Source organism: Stenotrophomonas sepilia (assembly GCF_003244875.1).
Taxonomy (GTDB): domain Bacteria; phylum Pseudomonadota; class Gammaproteobacteria; order Xanthomonadales; family Xanthomonadaceae; genus Stenotrophomonas; species Stenotrophomonas sepilia.
On the sequence record NZ_LXXZ01000062.1, the window covers coordinates 1 to 15,371 of the forward strand.

Below are 15,371 nucleotides of genomic sequence, written 5' to 3' on the forward strand. Positions count from 1 at the left end.
GGGCGGCGGCGGTGGCCGTTCCGGTGGCGGTGGCGCTTCGGGAGGCTGGTGATGATCCAACGTCTGTTCCGTCATGTATGTTCGCCGTCGGTACGTCGCGCGTTCCCGCCAGCCACGCTGCAGGCGATCACCGAGGCCATCGCGGCCGGTGAGCAGCGCCACGGCGGTCAGGTGATGTTTGCGGTGGAGGCTGATCTGCCGCTGGCCGCGTTGTGGCACAAGGTCACCCCGAGGCAGGCCGCCGAGCATGCCTTCGCACGCCTGCGCACCTGGGACACCGCCCACAACAACGGCGTGCTGATCTACCTGCTGCTGGCCGACCATGCCATCGAGATCGTCGCCGACCGCGGCCTGCATGGCCGGGTCAGCCCGGCGCAGTGGCAGCGGGTCTGCACCCATCTGCGCGAGGGCCTGCGTGGTTCCAATCCGGTGGAAGCGCTGCAGGATGCCATCGACGAGGTCTCCAGCCTGATCGAAGGGCACTTTCCGGCCTCGACCCGGTCGAACGATGACGCGTTGCCGAACTCGCCCCAGCTCCTTGGTTGAGCCGGGGCGGCACTGGCCCGAGAATAGGCGTTCAACCGCAAGGCACCTTCCATGATCTATTTCCACGACATCGACCCCATCGCCCTCTCGCTGGGGCCGATCAAGGTGCACTGGTACGGCATCATGTACCTGCTCGGCTTCACTGCGGCCTGGCTGCTGGGCCGCACGCGCATCGCCGCCGGGCGCCTGCCGGGCGTCGATGCCAACGGCTTCTCCGACCTGTTGTTCTACGCCATGCTCGGCGTGGTGCTGGGCGGCCGCATCGGCTACATGCTGTTCTACGCGCTCGGGGATTTCCTGCACAACCCGCTGCTGCTGTTCAAGGTGTGGGACGGCGGCATGAGCTTCCATGGCGGCCTGCTGGGCGTGCTGGGTGCCTGCTGGTGGTGGTCGCGCAAGCACGCGCTGCACTTCTTCGACACCATGGATTTCATGGCGCCGCTGGTACCGCTGGGCCTGGGTTTTGGTCGCATCGGCAACTTCATCGGCGCCGAGCTGTGGGGCAAGTACACCGACGGCACGTGGGGCGTGGTGTTCCCGTCGGGCCTGCCGGCGCCGCTGAACCAGTTGGACCACGCGACCCTGCAGGCGCAGTTCGCCACCGGCGCGCTGAACCAGTTCGCCCGCCATCCCTCGCAGCTGTATGAAGCGTTCCTGGAAGGCCTGGTGATGTTCGTGGTGCTGTGGACGGTGTCGGCCAAGCCGCGCCACCGTTACCTGGTCGGCGGCCTGTTCGCGCTGATGTACGGCCTGTTCCGCTTCGCCGTCGAATTCGTACGCATGCCCGACAACGGCGTCTATGTGGCCTTCGACTGGCTGACCCGTGGCCAGATCCTCAGCCTACCGCTGATCGCTTTCGGCCTGGTGCTACTGGTAATGTCGCGCCGCGCGCCGGTACTGCAGCCGCAGCTGCCGGTGGTTGCCGAGGGCAAGGCATGAAGGCTTACCTGGACCTGCTCTCGCACGTGCTCGAGCACGGTGCCGAGAAGAGCGACCGTACCGGCACCGGTACCCGCAGCGTGTTCGGCTGGCAGATGCGTTTCAATCTGGCCGACGGCTTCCCACTGGTCACCACCAAGAAACTGCACCTGCGCTCGATCATCCACGAGCTGCTGTGGTTCCTGAAGGGCGATACCAACATCGGCTACCTGAAAGACAACCAGGTACGCATCTGGGACGAGTGGGCCGACGAGAACGGCGACCTCGGCCCGGTCTACGGCAGGCAGTGGCGCAGCTGGGCCACCGCCGATGGCCGCGAGATCGACCAGATGCAGTGGCTGGTGGACGAGATCAAGCGCAACCCCGATTCGCGCCGGCTGGTGGTCAGCGCCTGGAACGTGGGCGAGCTTTCGCAGATGGCGCTGATGCCGTGCCACAACCTGTTCCAGTTCTACGTGGTGGACGGCAAGCTCAGCTGCCAGCTGTACCAGCGCAGCGGCGACATCTTCCTCGGCGTGCCGTTCAACATCGCCAGCTATGCGCTGCTGACCCACATGGTGGCGCAGGCCACCGGCCTGGGGGTGGGCGACTTCGTGCATACGCTGGGCGACGCGCACCTGTATTCGAACCACTTCGAGCAGGCGCGCGAGCAGCTTTCGCGTGAACCGCGCGCGCTGCCGAAGCTGTGGTTGAACCCGGAGGTGACCGACCTGTTCGGCTTCCGGTTCGACGACATCCGCATCGATGGCTATGACCCGCACCCGGCGATCAAGGCGCCGGTGGCGGTGTGAGTGCCATGAAGCTCTCGATGATCGTGGCGCTGGACCGCAACCGTGGCATCGGCCAGGGCAATGCGATGCCCTGGCATCTGCCGGATGATTTCAAGCACTTCAAGGCGCTCACCCTGGGCAAGCCGATCCTGATGGGGCGCAAGACGGCCGAGTCGATCGGCCGCGTACTGCCGGGGCGGACCAACCTGGTGCTGACCCGCAGCGGCCAGGTGCCGTTCGCGGGCATGCGCGCGGTGGCGTCGCTGGACGAGGCGAAGGCGATTGCCGAAGGCGAGGGCGCCAGCGAGCTGTGCATCATCGGCGGCGGCGAGATCTTCCGTCAGCTGCTTGACCAGGCCAGCGACCTGTACCTGACCTGGGTGGATGCCGAAGTCCCCGCGGATACCCATTTCCCCGAGGTGGACGTGCAGGACTGGCGGGAAGTGAGCAGCGAGCCGCACCCGGCCGATGACCGCCACGCCTATGCGTTCCGCTTCGTGCATTACGTGCGCCGCTGAGGATGGTTTCCTGTAGAGCCGAGCCATGCTCGGCTGCTGTTGCCTGACCCCTCCCGTAGCCGAGCATGGCCCAGCACTACAGGGGCCTACGGCATCCGGTAGTGCCCGATGATCGCGTGCTGGAACAGCAGGTTCTCTTCACGCGTGCCGCGTGCGATGTTGTGCAGCACCAGCGGTGTGCCATTGGCCAGCCTCCGGTCGGAGACGATGCCGACATGCAGCAGACCGTTGCCGTTGAGCTTCCAGGCCACGATGTCACCGGCCGCATAGTCGGTGGCGAGGGCGGTGATCGGTTGCTGCCAGCCCTGCCGTTCGAACCAGCGCATCAGGTTCGGCACACGTCGATGATCAATGTTGCGGTCCGGCCGTGACAGGCCCCAGATCGCGGGATACGCGCTGAAGTTGCCGCGCATGTCTTCATGCACGCGCGCCTGCAGGTCCAGGCCCTGGCTGCGCAGGACGCGCACCACCACGTCGGTGCACACGCCGCGATCAAGCGGGACGTCGCCGCCAGGATAGGACAGGACCTGGTAGGCGGGATCGTAACGGGTGGTGACGCCGATCTGCGCGCGCGCTGCAGCCACCAGTGGCGGCGAAGGCGCCTGTGCCTGCGAACGCGCGGGGACGGCGTTTCCGCCGCCGGTGGGAGCCGGGGCCGAAGCAGGCTGGCAGCCGCTGGCCAGGGCCAGCGTCAGCAGCAGCACCCTCCATGGTGCCCAGCCGCGTCGCGTCATGCCTGCGGCGCGGCGCCGTTGTTGTGAGGTCCACCGGAGCCCCCACCGCCACCACCTCGACGGCGACGACGGCGCGGACCACGGTTGCCCGGGTTGGCAGCAGCGGCGTTGCCGCCGCCCTGTTCCTTGCCCTGCACCGCAGTGGAGGCGCGCTCGTGCGCCGGTCGCGCCGGTGGGCGGGCGTGGGGTACGGGTGCCGGTACATCGCGGCCCGGCACCTGCACCACGCGCAGCTCGTCGGTATCGAGCTGGATCGCGGTCAGCTTGCCGCCCCAGACTGCGCCGGTGTCGATGGCGTGCACGCCCTGGGTGATGGTCAGGCCCAGCGCCGACCAGTGGCCGCAGACGATCTTGAGGTCGCGCTCGACCCGGCCCGGTACTTCGAACCAGGGGTAGAGTCCCTGTTCCTGCGTGCCGGGGGTGCCCTTGTCCTCGATGCCGATGCGCCCGCGCGGGGTGCAGTAGCGCATGCGGGTGAGCACGTTGATGATCGCGCGCGAACGGTCGTAGCCGGACAGGTTCGGCGCCCAGCTTGGCTTGTCGCCGTACATGTTGCGGAACAGCTTGCGGTAGCCGGCGCCGTGCAGCTGCACCTCGACTTCGGCAGCGTGCTTCTCTGCCATCTGCGTGGTCCACTTCGGTGCCAGGCCGGCGTGCACCATCATCCAGCCCAGCTCGCGATCCACATGCACCAGCTTCTGCAGGCGCAGCCAGTCCAGCAGTTCGTCGCGGTCCTCGGCCTGCACGATGCGCAGCAGGTCCGGGTTGACCTTGCGCTGCTCCTCTTCGGTGCGTGCACCGACGGCCAGCAGCGAAAGATCATGGTTGCCCAGCACCACCACGCTGTGCTCGCGCAGCGAATGCACCAGCCGCAGCGTCTCCAGCGACTGGCCACCACGGTTGACCAGGTCGCCGCAGAACCACAGGGTGTCCTGCGCCGGGTCGAAGCGGATCTTCTCCAGCAACCGCTGGGTAACGTCGTAGCAGCCCTGCAGGTCGCCGATCGCCCACACACTCATCGTTCGGCCTCCGTGTCAGTGCAGGGTACGCGGCACGGCCAGCACGAACGGTGCGACCGGCGCGGCAAATTCGGTGCCATCGTCGGCGACCATGTCGTAGTGCCCCTGCATGGTCCCGTGATCGGTTCCCAGCATGACACCGGACGTGTAACGGAAGTCTTCACCGGGGCGCAGCCGCGGCTGCTCGCCGATCACCCCGTCCCCATCGACATGCTCGACACGGCCATTGGCATCGGTGATGCGCCAGTGGCGTGCGACCAGGCGTGCGGCGACCCGCCCCTGGTTGTGGATGCGGATCGTGTAGGCGAACGCAAAGCGACCGTCTTCCGGCGCGGATTGATCGTCGAGGAAGCGCGGCGCAACTTCGACGGAGATGGCATATACGTCAGCGTCTTCCATACCGGCAGTGTAATCAGGAGGCATTGGCCAAAGCGATGAATTCGGCCACGTCCAGCTGTTCGGCGCGGGCATCGGGACGCACGCCGGCAGCGATGAACTGCTCGGCGGACACCACATTGTTCAGGGCATTGCGCAGCGTCTTGCGGCGCTGCCCGAAGGCGGCCTTGACCACCTCGGCGAAGCGCGTGTGGTCGTTGATGCTGATCGAGGCCGGGTCACGCGGCACCAGCCGCACCACGGCGGAATCGACCTTCGGCGGCGGCCGGAACGCGCCCGGCGGCACTACGAACAGCGAGGTCACCTGGCAGTAGGCCTGCAGCATCACGCTGAGGCGGCCATACACCTTGCTTCCGGGGCCAGCCGCCATGCGGTCGACCACTTCCTTCTGCAGCATGAAGTGCATATCGCGGATCACCGCGGCATGCTCCAGCGCATGGAACAGGATCGGCGAGGAGATGTTGTAGGGCAGGTTGCCGACCAGGCGGATCGGCTGGCCATCGGCCAGTTCGGTGAAGTCCACGCGCAGCACGTCGCGGTGGACGATGGTCAGCTCGCCCAGCGGCTCGGCGGCGGCGGTCAGCGGCGCGATCAGGTCGCGGTCGAACTCGATCACCGTCAGCTTCGGGTGCACGCGCAGCAGCGGCAGGGTGATGGCGCCCTGGCCTGGACCAATTTCAACCAGGCGGTCACCATCTTTCGGATTGACCGCCATCACGATCTTGTCGATGTAGTGGCGATCGGCCAGGAAATGCTGGCCAAGCTGCTTCTTGGCCGGTGCGGTGAACACCGGGCCGGAGGGGGAATGCGGGGAATTCATGCGCTCAGTGTACGTTGCCGCGCCAGCTGCGCACACAGCGTCGTTGCCGCCTGCAGGCTGGAAGGATCGGCGATGCCGCGGCCGGCCAGGTCCAGCGCGGTGCCATGGTCGACCGCCACGCGGGGGTAGGGCAGGCCCAGAGTCAGGTTCACCGCCTGCTCGAAGCCGGAATACTTCAGCACCGGCAGGCCCTGGTCGTGGTACATCGCCAGCACGGTGTCGAAGCCGGCCAGCTTGGCCGGCAGGAAGGCGGTGTCGGCCGGCAGCGGGCCGACCAGGTCCATGCCCTCCGCGCGCAGGCGCTGCAGCAGGGGGATGACCAGGTCCAGTTCCTCGCGTCCCAGATGGCCGTCTTCGCCGGCATGCGGGTTCAGCCCGAGCACCGCGATGCGCGGCGCAGGCAGGCCGAACTCGCGGCGCAGCGCGGCATGCACCGTACGCAGGGTGTGTTCCAAGCTGGGCGCGGTGATCGCATCGGCCACCTCGCGCAGCGGCAGGTGGGTGGTGGCCAGGGCCACGCGGACAATGTGATTGGCCAGCATCATCACCACCTTCACTCCGGCCTGGTCGGCCAGCAGTTCAGTGGTACCACTGTAGGCAATGCCGCCTTCGTTGATGACCGCCTTGTGTACCGGGCCGGTCACCACACCGTGCAGCTCACCGGACAGGCAGGCCTGGCCGGCGCCGAGCAGGGCACCGATGACCGCGCTCGCATTGGCCGGATCGGCCTGGCCGAAGTGGCTGGGCGCCGCGTTGCGGACGGCGCGCAGGCGCAGATCGCCCGGGACGCGTGCTTCGGCGTCCTCGGGCAGCAGTTGCAGGGGCAGGTTCAGCGCGGCCGCGGCCGCGCGCAGGGTGTCTGGGTCGGCGAAGGCCAGCAGCCGGCAATCTTCACGCGGCTGCTGGACGAGGCGGACACACAGCTCCGGGCCGATCCCGGCGGGCTCGCCCGGTACCAGAGCGAGCTCGGGGCGCATCGGTCAGGACTGCGGCGGAGTGGCGGTGTTTTCCGCGCGGTCGCCGCTGCGGAAACTGACGTAGGCTTCGCCACGCAGTTCCTGCAGGAAGCGGTTGTACTCGTCTTCCAGCTTGCGACGGCCGATGGTCTCGCGGACCTGGGCACGCTGGTTGTCGGTGGTCACGTCGGTCTGGCGGGTCGCCACGCGCTGCACGATGTGCCAACCGGCGTCGGTGCGGAACGGCTGGCTGACGCCACCATCCTGCAGGCCACTCACCTGCTGGCCGAAGGCCGGACCGAACGCGTCAGCCGGGAACCAGCCGAGATCACCGCCCTGGCCCTTGCTGTTGTTGTCCTCGGAGGACTCCCTGGCAACGGTCTGGAAGTCGGCGCCGCCAGCAATGCGGGCGCGCAGGGTATCGATCTTGGCCTTGGCAGCGGCATCGGTCTGGTTGTCGTCCACGCGGACCAGGATGTGCCGGCCGTGGTACTCGGTGACCGTCTGCTCACCGGCGGCGGAACTGCTGTCACGCACTTCCACCAGCTTCAGCAGCTGGAAGCCGCTCGGGCCGCGGATCGGGCCGACCACCTCGCCCGGCTTCATCTTTTCCATCAACTGGGCAAAGGCCTGCGGGATTTCATCCAGGCTGCGCCAGCCCAGATCGCCGCCTTCCAGTGCGTTCGGGCTGTCCGAATAGCGCACGGCCGCCGCGTTGAAGTCCAGCTCGCCCTTGTCCAGCAGGGCCTTCACGCCATCGGCCTTCTTCTGGCCGGTGGCGATCTGGTCGGCGTTGGCACCGTCGGGCAGGGCGATCAGGATGTGCGCCAGGTGGTACTGGTTGCCTACCGTGGCCTGCTGCTTCAGCGCGGCGTCGACTTCACCCTCGCTGACGCTGATGCGGCTCTGCGCGAAGCTCTGGCGCAGGCGCTGCACGGTGATCTCGTCACGCACCGACGCACGGAAATCGTTGAAATCGATACCGTCATGGGCCAGGCGCTGGCGCAGCGCGTCCAGGTTCGAACCGTTCTGCTGGGCAATGGCGTTCATCGCCTGGTTCAGCTCCTGGTCGCTGACACGGATCCCGCTGCCCTGGGCGCGGGCCACCTGCAGCTTGACCAGCACCAGGCGTTCGAGCACCTGGCGGCTGAGCACGTCTTCCGGCGGAAGCTGGTTTTCGCGGCCAGCGTACTGCGCCTTGATGTTGGCGATCGCACGCTGGAGCTCGCTCTGCAGGATCACGTCCTCATCGACGACAGCAGCGATGCGGTCAAGCGGCTGCGCCTCCTGGGCAAGTACCTGCAGGGGGGCGGACACGCTGGACACCGCCAGCAGCGAGGCGAGAAGAACGGGGAAGCGCTTGGTCATGGGATCAGGTTCGGATCGTAGTCATCCCGGGTCGCCCCGGTGTTGCTCGGCGGCACGAGATAGAGGTCGTCGCGGTTGTAGCCGAGGATAGCACGGCGCAGGGTACGGTCCGTGTCCTGCCCCAGGGAGCTCAGGCCCTTGAGCACGAACTCCAGCTGGATGGCGTTGTTCATCTCGCCTTCGCGGTTGCGGACGTAACGGCGGGCGACCGCACGCACGGCCAGGCAGCAGCTGTCCCACTGGACGCCGGCGATGATTTCCAGCGGTTCCTTGTCCTGCAGCGAGTAGTAGTAGCGACCGACCAGGCTCCAGCGCGCATTCAGCGGGTACAGGAACGACAGGTCGGCCTGTTCCAGCAGGGTACGGTCGTGCTTGTTGGCGGTGGCCGGGGCGCCCGAGTTGATGCGGTAGCGGTAGCTCAGGTTGATCACGCCATCGTTGGGCATCAGGTAGCGGGCACGGACGCTGGCCAGATCCTCGCGCTTGTACTTCGGGTCCCACTGGTAGGTGGCACCCAGGGTCCAGCGGTCGTTGATCATGTAGTTGCCGTCGGCGATCCACGCCGACTTGCCCTTTTCCACCGGCGCGCCGCCCGGAGTGACGGTCACCCGCGACTCGTCGAAATACTGGATCTGGCCGATCGAAGCCGAGAACCGTTCCTTGCCGGTGGTCTGGTCGATGAACCGGGTACTCAGTGCCAAGGTCAGCTGATTGGCATCGTTCTGGCGGTCGGCGCCGGTATAGCGCGAGTCGCGGAACAGCTGGCCCCAGCTGAAGGTGAAGTCACGCGTATCGAAGATCGGCAGCTCGTCCTGGTTGCGGTACGGCGTGCGCAGGTAGAACAGGCGCGGTTCCAGGGTCTGCAGGAAGGACTTGCCGCCGATACGGGTCTCGCGGTCGAAGAACAGGCCGGCGTCGATGCTGCCGATCGGCAGGCTGCGGCTGGGCGAGGTGTTGCCGCGCAGCTGTTCCGGTGTGGCGGTGTTCGGGTCGATGCCCTGCGAACGCAGGATCTGGCCACGGATACCGTCCACGCCGTCGGCCAGGCCGCGATCCAGCTGGTAGGCGGTATAGCGGTAGGCCAGGGTCGGCGTGATGTACCAGGCCGCGCCGCTGATCGGGAACGACACGTACGGCTTCACGTCCAGACGCGAGCCGCCGCTCACATTCAAGCCCTCGGTCTTCCGGCGACCGTTGCGCGTGTACTGCAGGTCGGGCCCCGCATCGGCGCCGTACTTGAAGTTGATGTCGTCGTGGGTGAAGCGCACGGCTTCGGCGTAGATGCCGGTTTCCAGCCACGGCAGGACCGGCTTGTCCCAGTTGAGGTACAGGCGCGGCTGGCGGTTGTACGGCAGCGCGCCTTCATCGAGCGTGTAGTCGGTCAGCTGCCAGCGGTCGGCCATGATGCCGGCCGTCCAGTTCCGGCCGGTGCCGTACAGGCCCACGGTGCTCTGCAGGTTCGAGGCAGTCACCCCGACCAGGCGGTTGGCGAAGTCCTCGACATAGCGCTCGTCGCTGACCCAGGCCAGGTTGGCGCGGGCCTGCCAGTGGCTGTCCACGTTGTGGTAACCGCTGAACATCACCCGGCCGCGGTCGCGGTCGCGCAGCTTGTCGTTGGGCATGAACGCGGTCAGCAGTTCACCGCGGCCGCCGTTGTAGAGATAGCGGAACTCGTTGTCGAGCATCAGGCCGCGCCGGCTCATGTAGCGCGGGGTCAACGTGTCGTCGTAGTTCGGCGCCAGGTTGAAGTAGATCGGCTGTGCGTAGTCGAATCCGTTGCGCCCGGACATGCCCAGCTGCGGGAACAGCAGGCCGGTCTTGCGGCGGTCGTCGATCGGGAACTTGAAGTACGGCGCCCACAGCACCGGTACCTTGCCGATCCGCAGCACGGCGTTGCGGGCGGTGCCGAAGCCCTCGTCGTTGTCCACTTCGATCTGCGGCGCCGACAGTTTCCACACCGGCTGTGACGGGTCGCAGGTGGTGTAGGTGGAGCGGTGCATCTGGCCGACCGCGCCCTGCAGGTCGACCGACTCGGCATCGCCGTTGCCGCGGCGCGACACCAGCTGGTACTTGATGTCGGTGATCTTGTGGGTGTCGCTTTCCTGGTTGCCCTCGGCGCGCTTGGCGACCATGCGGATCGAGGAGTCCTGGTAGCGGACATTGCCGTCGGCGATGTAGTTGCCGCTCTCGGTATCGAAGCTGAGCTTGTCGGTGCCGACGAACTGGTCGCCGCGGCGCAGGGCCACGTTGCCTTCGTACTGCGGCACGGTGGTCGTGCCCAGCAGCTGGTCACCCTCGATGTCGGTCGGCTGCTGCTCGCGCGCAGCGCTGGCGGCGGCCTTGTCCTGCCCCGGGACCGGGGTGGGGGCATCGGTGAACGCGGGAATCACGTCGGTAGCCGGGCACAGGCCCCAGTTGAGCGGCTTTTCATCGGCCATTGCCGGCAGGCAGATGGCGATGCTCAGAGGCAGGGGAAGCAGGCGGAGGGCTCGGCGCACGCGGTTCGGATTCGGGCGAAAACGGACGGTAGCTTGCCCCATCCCTTGCATAGGGGCAATGAAGGACGCCGGAGCCTGCCGGCTCGGGTTCATCCGGAGATGCTGCCGGGAGGGGGCAGCAGCAGGGCCCGGACATGGGCCACGCTGCACTCGGCAAGGGCCTGCAGGTCATAGCCGCCTTCCAGCATCGAGACCACCCGGCCGGCCGCATGGCGGCGCGCCAGCGCATGCAGTTCCCGGGTGATCCAGGCGAAATCGTCGGTTTCAAGCATCAGGTCGGCCTGCGGGTCGCGCAGGTGGGCATCGAAGCCGGCCGAGATCAGCAGCAGCTGCGGGCGGAAGTCGTCGATGGCCGGCAGCATCTCGTCGGCCCACACGTTGCGGAAGCGGAAACCGCCACTGCCGGGGGGCAGCAGGATGTTCATCAGGTTGCCGGCACCGCGGTCGCGGCGCAGGCCCGAATTGGGGAACAGCCCGGCCTGGTGGGTGCTGTAGTAGGAGACCCGGGCGTCGTGCTGGAAGATGTCCTGGGTGCCATTGCCATGGTGGACATCGAAATCGACCACCGCGATCCGCTCCAGCCCATGGCGGTCACGGGCATAGGCGGCGGCGATGGCGATGTTGTTGAGCAGGCAGAAGCCCATCGCCGTGCTGCTGGTAGCGTGGTGGCCCGGGGGCCGCACCGCGCAGAACGCCAGCGGGTCCTCGCCCAGCATCACTGCATCGACCGCCGCCACCCCGGCGCCGGCGGCGTGCACGGCGGCACTGGCCGAGCCCGGCGAGGTCCAGGTGTCCATGTCCAGCTGGCGCAGCGGCGCGGTCTGCGGCTGCAGCACGAAGTCGAGCAGGACGCTGTCGTGGACCCGGGTCAGTTCGCCGAACTTGGCCGGCGGCGCCTCGCGCCAGTCGAGCTGGCCGGGGAACGCGGCGTGCAGGGCATCGAGTACTTGCTGCAGGCGTTGCGGGCACTCCGGATGGCCAGGGCCGGGGTCATGCAGCAGGCAGGACGGATGGGTGAAGACCAGCATCGTGCCGACTCAGCGCTGGCGCTGCTGTGGCTGCCACAGCGCTTCGCCATGGCCGTCGGCGCGGGCCAGTACGCGGGACAGCACGAACAACAGGTCCGACAGCCGGTTGAGGTACTGCAACGCCTCGCTGCGCACGGCTTCGTGGCGGGCCAGGGTGACCGTCTCGCGCTCGGCGCGGCGGACGATGGTGCGGGCCAGGTGGCAGCGTGCGGCGGCCTCGCCACCGGCCGGCAGGATGAACTCCTTCAACATCGGCAGGTTGGCGTTGTAGTGGTCCAGCTGCTGTTCCAGTGCCGAGACATCGGCGGCGTGGATGGCGGCGTGGCCGGGGATGCACAGCTCGGCACCCAGGTCGAACAGTTGGTGCTGCAGATGCACCACCAGCGCGCGGACATCCTCGGGCAGCGCGGTGGCAAGCAGCAGGCCAAGCGCAGCGTTGGCTTCATCGACGGTGCCGTAGGACGCCACCCGGGCGTCGTCCTTGCCGACGCGCTGGCCGTCGCCGAGGCCGGTACTGCCGTCGTCGCCGGTGCGGGTATAGATGCGCGAGAGGCGATGACCCATGGCGCGGCTCAGTGCCGGATGTCGCGGCGGGCCTGCTGGAGCTTCAGTACCTGCTCCACGGCCAGCTGCAATGCCGCCGCCAGCGCCACGTAGATCGCGGTGGTGCGCAGGTAGGGGCCGAACCATTGTGCGTAGTTCTGCGCCCAGCCGGCCAGCGTCGGCTCGGCCACGTTGCGGGTGGTCCAGTAGAAACCGCCCTGCGCCAGCAGGTGGCAGACCGCCACCGAGGCCACCAGCAGCAGCGTACCCTTGGCCAGCACCGGCCAGCGTGCGCCCTGGTAGTTGCGGCCCAGCAGCATGCCGCCGGCCCACAGCGAGAAGTATGCCGGCAGCAGCAGCCAGTAACCCGGCGACACGCAGTAGTGCTGCCAGAAATCCAGGCCGCTGCTGCGGATCACGATCCAGTCCACCAGCACGGCGAACACCATCAACAGCGGAAACGCCCAGCGTGTCCACGTGGCCAGGTAGAAGCCACCGATGAAGAACACCGCCCAGGAGGCATCGGGGATCGCCGCGAAGTGGTTGACCCGGGTCGCCGCCAGCAACAGCACAAGGACGGACAGGACGAAGGCGCGGTTGGCGGTGGCGGACATGGCAGCGGGCCCGGAGCGGATTCAGGTTTCATTCTAGCCCGCCGCGCCGGTTGGCGCAGGTCGGGTGATGTTGGGTGTTCGGGCAGGGCGAGCGCGTATCATGAACATCATGAGTGAACGACATGACGTGCTGATCGTCGGTGGTGGCCTGGTCGGTGCCAGCCTGGCCATCGCCCTGGACCGCCTGGGCCGCGATGTGGGCCTGCTCGAGGCCAGCCCGGCCGGCGAGCTGCCGGCGGTATTCGACCAGCGCAACCTCAGTTTTGCCGCTGCCACGGTCAATGCGCTGACCGCGCTGGGGGTCATGCAGAAGCTGGCGATGGCGCCGGGCCCGATCCGCCGCATCCACGTCAGCCGCGCCGGCGATTTCGGCCGCGTGCAGCTGGAGGCTTCCGACTACGACCGGCCGTGGTTCGGCCAGGTGGTGGTGGCGCGGGACTTCGGCCAGGCGCTGGAAGCGCGCCTGCAGGAGCTGCCGCGGCTGCGGCGCTACCGGCCCATGCGCTTCCTGGGCCTGGGCGAGGTGGTCGATGGCTACCGCCAGGTGCGGGTGGCCGACGAGACCGGCGAACGCGTGCTGCAGGCCCGGCTGGTGGTGGGGGCCGATGGCACGACCAGTGGCGTGCGCGGCGCGCTCGGCATCGAGGTCGACCGCCATGATTTCCAGCAGACCCTGTTCGTGGCCCGCGTGCGCAGCCAGCGCGCGCCGGACGGCACCGCCTGGGAGCGCTTCACCGATACCGGCCCGACCGCCCTGCTGCCGCGTGGTGATCGCCACTTCGGCACCGTGCACGGTGTTGCGCGCGACCAGGCCGATGCGGTGATGGCGCTGGACGATGCGGCTTGGCTGCAACGCCTGCAGAACGCGATCGGCTGGCGCGCCGGCCGGCTGCTCGAATCCGGCCCGCGCAGTGCTTATCCGCTCATCCAGGTGCTGGCGCGCGCGTTGGCCGGAGAGCGCGCGGTGCTGCTCGGCAATGCCGCGCAGACCATCCATCCGCTGGGGGCGCAGGGCTTCAACCTGGGCCTGCGCGATGCGCTGACCCTGGCTGAACTGCTGGAGGATGCGCATGAGGATGCCGGCAGCGATGCACTGCTGCAGGCCTATGTCGCGCGCCGCGAAGAGGACCGCCGGCAGACGGTGGCGTTCTCCGGCGGGCTTGCGCGCCTGACCAGCAATCCGGCGCCGTTGATGCGGCCGCTGCGCAGCCTCGGCCTGGTGGCCGCGCAGCGCGCCTCGGTGCAATCGATGCTGGTCGGTGGTGCGATGGGCTTCCGCGGCGAGGTGCCGCGGCTGTGCCGTGGAGAAGCGGCATGAGCCGGCGCGCGCGTCTTGATGTGGCCATCATCGGCGGTGGCGTGGTCGGTGCCGCGTGTGCGCTGGCGCTGGCTGATGCTGGCCTGTCGGTGGCGCTGGTGGAAGGTCGCGAACCGGCGCCGTGGCAGGCCGCACAGCCGGACCTGCGCGTGTTCGCCTTCGCTGCCGACAACGTACAGCTGCTGAATCGTCTTGGTGTGTGGCCGGCGATCGCGCAGGCCCGTGCATGGCCCTACCGGCGCATGCAGGTGTGGGACGCTGCCGGTGGCGAGGATCTGCTGTTCGACGCCGATCGCTTCGGCCGTCGCGAACTGGGCTACATCGTCGAGAACGGGCTGCTGCAGGACCGCCTGTGGTCGGCGCTGCCGGCGGCGGGTGTGCAGCTGCACTGCCCGGCACGGGTGGACGCGCTGGAGCAGGACGAGGACGGCGTGCGCCTGCGCCTGGATGACGGGCGTCGCCTGGAAGCGGCGTTGGCGGTGGCCGCCGACGGCGCCGAATCGACCCTCCGCCAGCTGGCCGGGATCGAGGTGGAACGCCATGACTACCACCAGCGTGGCGTGGTGGCCTACGTGGACAGCGATCTTCCCAACCAGGCCACGGCCTGGCAGCGCTTTCTGCCAAGCGGGCCGCTGGCGTTGTTGCCGGTGGCCGAACGCCGCAGCTCGATCGTCTGGACCCTGCCCGAGGACGAGGCGGCGCGTGTTCTGGCGCTGGACGAGGACAGCTTCAACCGCGAACTGACCCGCGCCTTCGCGGCACGCCTGGGTGAGCTGCGGTTGGCCTCATCGCGTGCGGCATTCCCGCTGCGCCGCCAGCTGGCCCGTCACTACGTGGCCGGTCGTGTGCTGGCGTTGGGTGACGCGGCGCATGTGGTGCATCCGCTGGCCGGGCAGGGCGTGAACCTGGGGCTGCGTGATGTCGCCGCCCTGCAGCAGTGGCTGGCACCCTCGGCAGAGCGCCGCGGCCAACCGCGGCTGTCGCCGCAGCGCCTGCAGCGCTGGGCACGTGAACGGCGGAGCGACAACCACATCGCCGCCTACAGCTTCGATGCGATCAACCGCCTGTTCTCCAACGACGAAATGCACCTGACCCTGGCCCGGGGCCGTGCGCTGGGCTGCGTCGGCCGATGGCCGCCGCTGGTGCAGGCGTTCTGGAAGCGCGCCGCCGGCGTCTGACCGGAATTCAGACCGCACGACGCGACGGGCGTCGCTGGCGTGTTACCAACCACGGGACGCCGCTTTGGCACCTACCGATAGCGGATCGTGCGCGCGCCGTCGGTGATCAAAAAAGGGGACGGAGGG

Annotated in this window: 16 protein-coding genes; 6 read left to right on the forward strand and 10 right to left on the reverse strand. The window is 68.2% G+C overall.

The genetic code is table 11. The features are described from left to right. Nucleotides 1–51: 51 nt before the first annotated feature. The 4 genes from A7X97_RS12700 to A7X97_RS12715 are packed head-to-tail and all read left to right on the forward strand — an operon-like array spanning nt 52 to nt 2,773. Nucleotides 52–546: a TPM domain-containing protein gene (locus A7X97_RS12700; RefSeq protein ID WP_005415340.1), complete on the forward strand. Its 495-nt coding sequence runs from the start codon at nt 52–54 to the stop codon at nt 544–546. Nucleotides 547–597: 51 nt separating this feature from the next. Beyond that, on the forward strand, nt 598–1,485 hold the full coding sequence (gene lgt, locus A7X97_RS12705; RefSeq protein WP_072167881.1) for a prolipoprotein diacylglyceryl transferase: 888 nt from the start codon (nt 598–600) through the stop codon (nt 1,483–1,485). Then, on the forward strand, nt 1,482–2,276 hold the full coding sequence (locus tag A7X97_RS12710; RefSeq protein ID WP_061478354.1) for a thymidylate synthase: 795 nt from the start codon (nt 1,482–1,484) through the stop codon (nt 2,274–2,276). The genes lgt and A7X97_RS12710 overlap by 4 nt, the downstream gene beginning before the upstream one ends. Before the next feature lie 5 nt (nt 2,277–2,281). Then, on the forward strand, nt 2,282–2,773 hold the full coding sequence (locus tag A7X97_RS12715; RefSeq protein WP_072167883.1) for a dihydrofolate reductase: 492 nt from the start codon (nt 2,282–2,284) through the stop codon (nt 2,771–2,773). Between the two features lie 86 nt (nt 2,774–2,859). Here A7X97_RS12715 and A7X97_RS12720 read toward each other — a convergent pair whose 3' ends face one another. From A7X97_RS12720 to A7X97_RS12765, 10 genes are all read right to left on the reverse strand, one after another. After that, a complete protein-coding gene (locus A7X97_RS12720) occupies nt 2,860–3,507 on the reverse strand; it encodes a DUF1287 domain-containing protein (RefSeq protein ID WP_111008014.1) in 648 nt (215 codons plus the stop codon). Further along, nucleotides 3,504–4,526, reverse strand: coding sequence for a symmetrical bis(5'-nucleosyl)-tetraphosphatase (locus A7X97_RS12725; protein WP_088496059.1), 1,023 nt, complete (start codon nt 4,524–4,526; stop codon nt 3,504–3,506). Before A7X97_RS12725 ends, A7X97_RS12720 begins: the two co-directional genes overlap by 4 nt. Nucleotides 4,527–4,541: 15 nt before the next feature. Then, a complete protein-coding gene (gene apaG, locus A7X97_RS12730; protein WP_008268668.1) occupies nt 4,542–4,925 on the reverse strand; it encodes a Co2+/Mg2+ efflux protein ApaG in 384 nt (127 codons plus the stop codon). Between the two features lie 13 nt (nt 4,926–4,938). Then, the gene (rsmA, locus tag A7X97_RS12735; protein ID WP_061478350.1) at nt 4,939–5,742 is read right to left on the reverse strand and encodes a 16S rRNA (adenine(1518)-N(6)/adenine(1519)-N(6))-dimethyltransferase RsmA; all 804 of its coding nucleotides are present in this window, start codon (nt 5,740–5,742) and stop codon (nt 4,939–4,941) included. Next, complete coding sequence (gene pdxA / locus A7X97_RS12740; protein ID WP_111008015.1) at nt 5,739–6,719, reverse strand: 4-hydroxythreonine-4-phosphate dehydrogenase PdxA; 981 nt, start codon at nt 6,717–6,719, stop codon at nt 5,739–5,741. The genes rsmA and pdxA overlap by 4 nt, the downstream gene beginning before the upstream one ends. Nucleotides 6,720–6,722: 3 nt before the next feature. Further along, complete coding sequence (locus A7X97_RS12745) at nt 6,723–8,066, reverse strand: peptidylprolyl isomerase (RefSeq protein WP_005415349.1); 1,344 nt, start codon at nt 8,064–8,066, stop codon at nt 6,723–6,725. Beyond that, entirely contained in the window at nt 8,063–10,564 is a 2,502-nt protein-coding gene (lptD, locus tag A7X97_RS12750) for an LPS-assembly protein LptD (protein WP_172412091.1), read from the reverse strand. Before lptD ends, A7X97_RS12745 begins: the two co-directional genes overlap by 4 nt. Before the next feature lie 89 nt (nt 10,565–10,653). Then, complete coding sequence (locus tag A7X97_RS12755) at nt 10,654–11,592, reverse strand: histone deacetylase family protein (protein WP_111008016.1); 939 nt, start codon at nt 11,590–11,592, stop codon at nt 10,654–10,656. Between the two features lie 9 nt (nt 11,593–11,601). Then, on the reverse strand, nt 11,602–12,156 hold the full coding sequence (locus tag A7X97_RS12760; RefSeq protein WP_111008017.1) for a cob(I)yrinic acid a,c-diamide adenosyltransferase: 555 nt from the start codon (nt 12,154–12,156) through the stop codon (nt 11,602–11,604). 8 nt (nt 12,157–12,164) lie between these two features. Beyond that, on the reverse strand, nt 12,165–12,749 hold the full coding sequence (locus A7X97_RS12765) for a hypothetical protein (protein WP_069139530.1): 585 nt from the start codon (nt 12,747–12,749) through the stop codon (nt 12,165–12,167). Nucleotides 12,750–12,858: 109 nt separating this feature from the next. Between A7X97_RS12765 and ubiH the strand changes: the two genes are divergently transcribed. Beyond that, the gene (ubiH, locus tag A7X97_RS12770) at nt 12,859–14,067 is read left to right on the forward strand and encodes a 2-octaprenyl-6-methoxyphenyl hydroxylase (protein WP_053500463.1); all 1,209 of its coding nucleotides are present in this window, start codon (nt 12,859–12,861) and stop codon (nt 14,065–14,067) included. Continuing rightward, the gene (locus tag A7X97_RS12775) at nt 14,064–15,245 is read left to right on the forward strand and encodes a UbiH/UbiF family hydroxylase (protein ID WP_088496055.1); all 1,182 of its coding nucleotides are present in this window, start codon (nt 14,064–14,066) and stop codon (nt 15,243–15,245) included. Before ubiH ends, A7X97_RS12775 begins: the two co-directional genes overlap by 4 nt. Nucleotides 15,246–15,371: the final 126 nt, after the last annotated feature.

What these genes read in the sequence shown, in the direction of transcription:
- A7X97_RS12760 (WP_111008017.1), bottom strand. Translation starts at nt 12,156, where the DNA reads ATGGGTCATCGCCTCTCGCGCATCTATACCCGCACCGGCGACGACGGC.
- lgt (WP_072167881.1), top strand. Translation starts at nt 598, where the DNA reads ATGATCTATTTCCACGACATCGACCCCATCGCCCTCTCGCTGGGGCCG.
- A7X97_RS12775 (WP_088496055.1), top strand. Translation starts at nt 14,064, where the DNA reads ATGAGCCGGCGCGCGCGTCTTGATGTGGCCATCATCGGCGGTGGCGTG.
- A7X97_RS12710 (WP_061478354.1), top strand. Translation starts at nt 1,482, where the DNA reads ATGAAGGCTTACCTGGACCTGCTCTCGCACGTGCTCGAGCACGGTGCC.
- A7X97_RS12725 (WP_088496059.1), bottom strand. Translation starts at nt 4,526, where the DNA reads ATGAGTGTGTGGGCGATCGGCGACCTGCAGGGCTGCTACGACGTTACC.
- A7X97_RS12745 (WP_005415349.1), bottom strand. Translation starts at nt 8,066, where the DNA reads ATGACCAAGCGCTTCCCCGTTCTTCTCGCCTCGCTGCTGGCGGTGTCC.
- pdxA (WP_111008015.1), bottom strand. Translation starts at nt 6,719, where the DNA reads ATGCGCCCCGAGCTCGCTCTGGTACCGGGCGAGCCCGCCGGGATCGGC.
- rsmA (WP_061478350.1), bottom strand. Translation starts at nt 5,742, where the DNA reads ATGAATTCCCCGCATTCCCCCTCCGGCCCGGTGTTCACCGCACCGGCC.
- A7X97_RS12700 (WP_005415340.1), top strand. Translation starts at nt 52, where the DNA reads ATGATCCAACGTCTGTTCCGTCATGTATGTTCGCCGTCGGTACGTCGC.
- A7X97_RS12715 (WP_072167883.1), top strand. Translation starts at nt 2,282, where the DNA reads ATGAAGCTCTCGATGATCGTGGCGCTGGACCGCAACCGTGGCATCGGC.
- A7X97_RS12765 (WP_069139530.1), bottom strand. Translation starts at nt 12,749, where the DNA reads ATGTCCGCCACCGCCAACCGCGCCTTCGTCCTGTCCGTCCTTGTGCTG.
- ubiH (WP_053500463.1), top strand. Translation starts at nt 12,859, where the DNA reads ATGAGTGAACGACATGACGTGCTGATCGTCGGTGGTGGCCTGGTCGGT.
- apaG (WP_008268668.1), bottom strand. Translation starts at nt 4,925, where the DNA reads ATGGAAGACGCTGACGTATATGCCATCTCCGTCGAAGTTGCGCCGCGC.
- A7X97_RS12720 (WP_111008014.1), bottom strand. Translation starts at nt 3,507, where the DNA reads ATGACGCGACGCGGCTGGGCACCATGGAGGGTGCTGCTGCTGACGCTG.
- A7X97_RS12755 (WP_111008016.1), bottom strand. Translation starts at nt 11,592, where the DNA reads ATGCTGGTCTTCACCCATCCGTCCTGCCTGCTGCATGACCCCGGCCCT.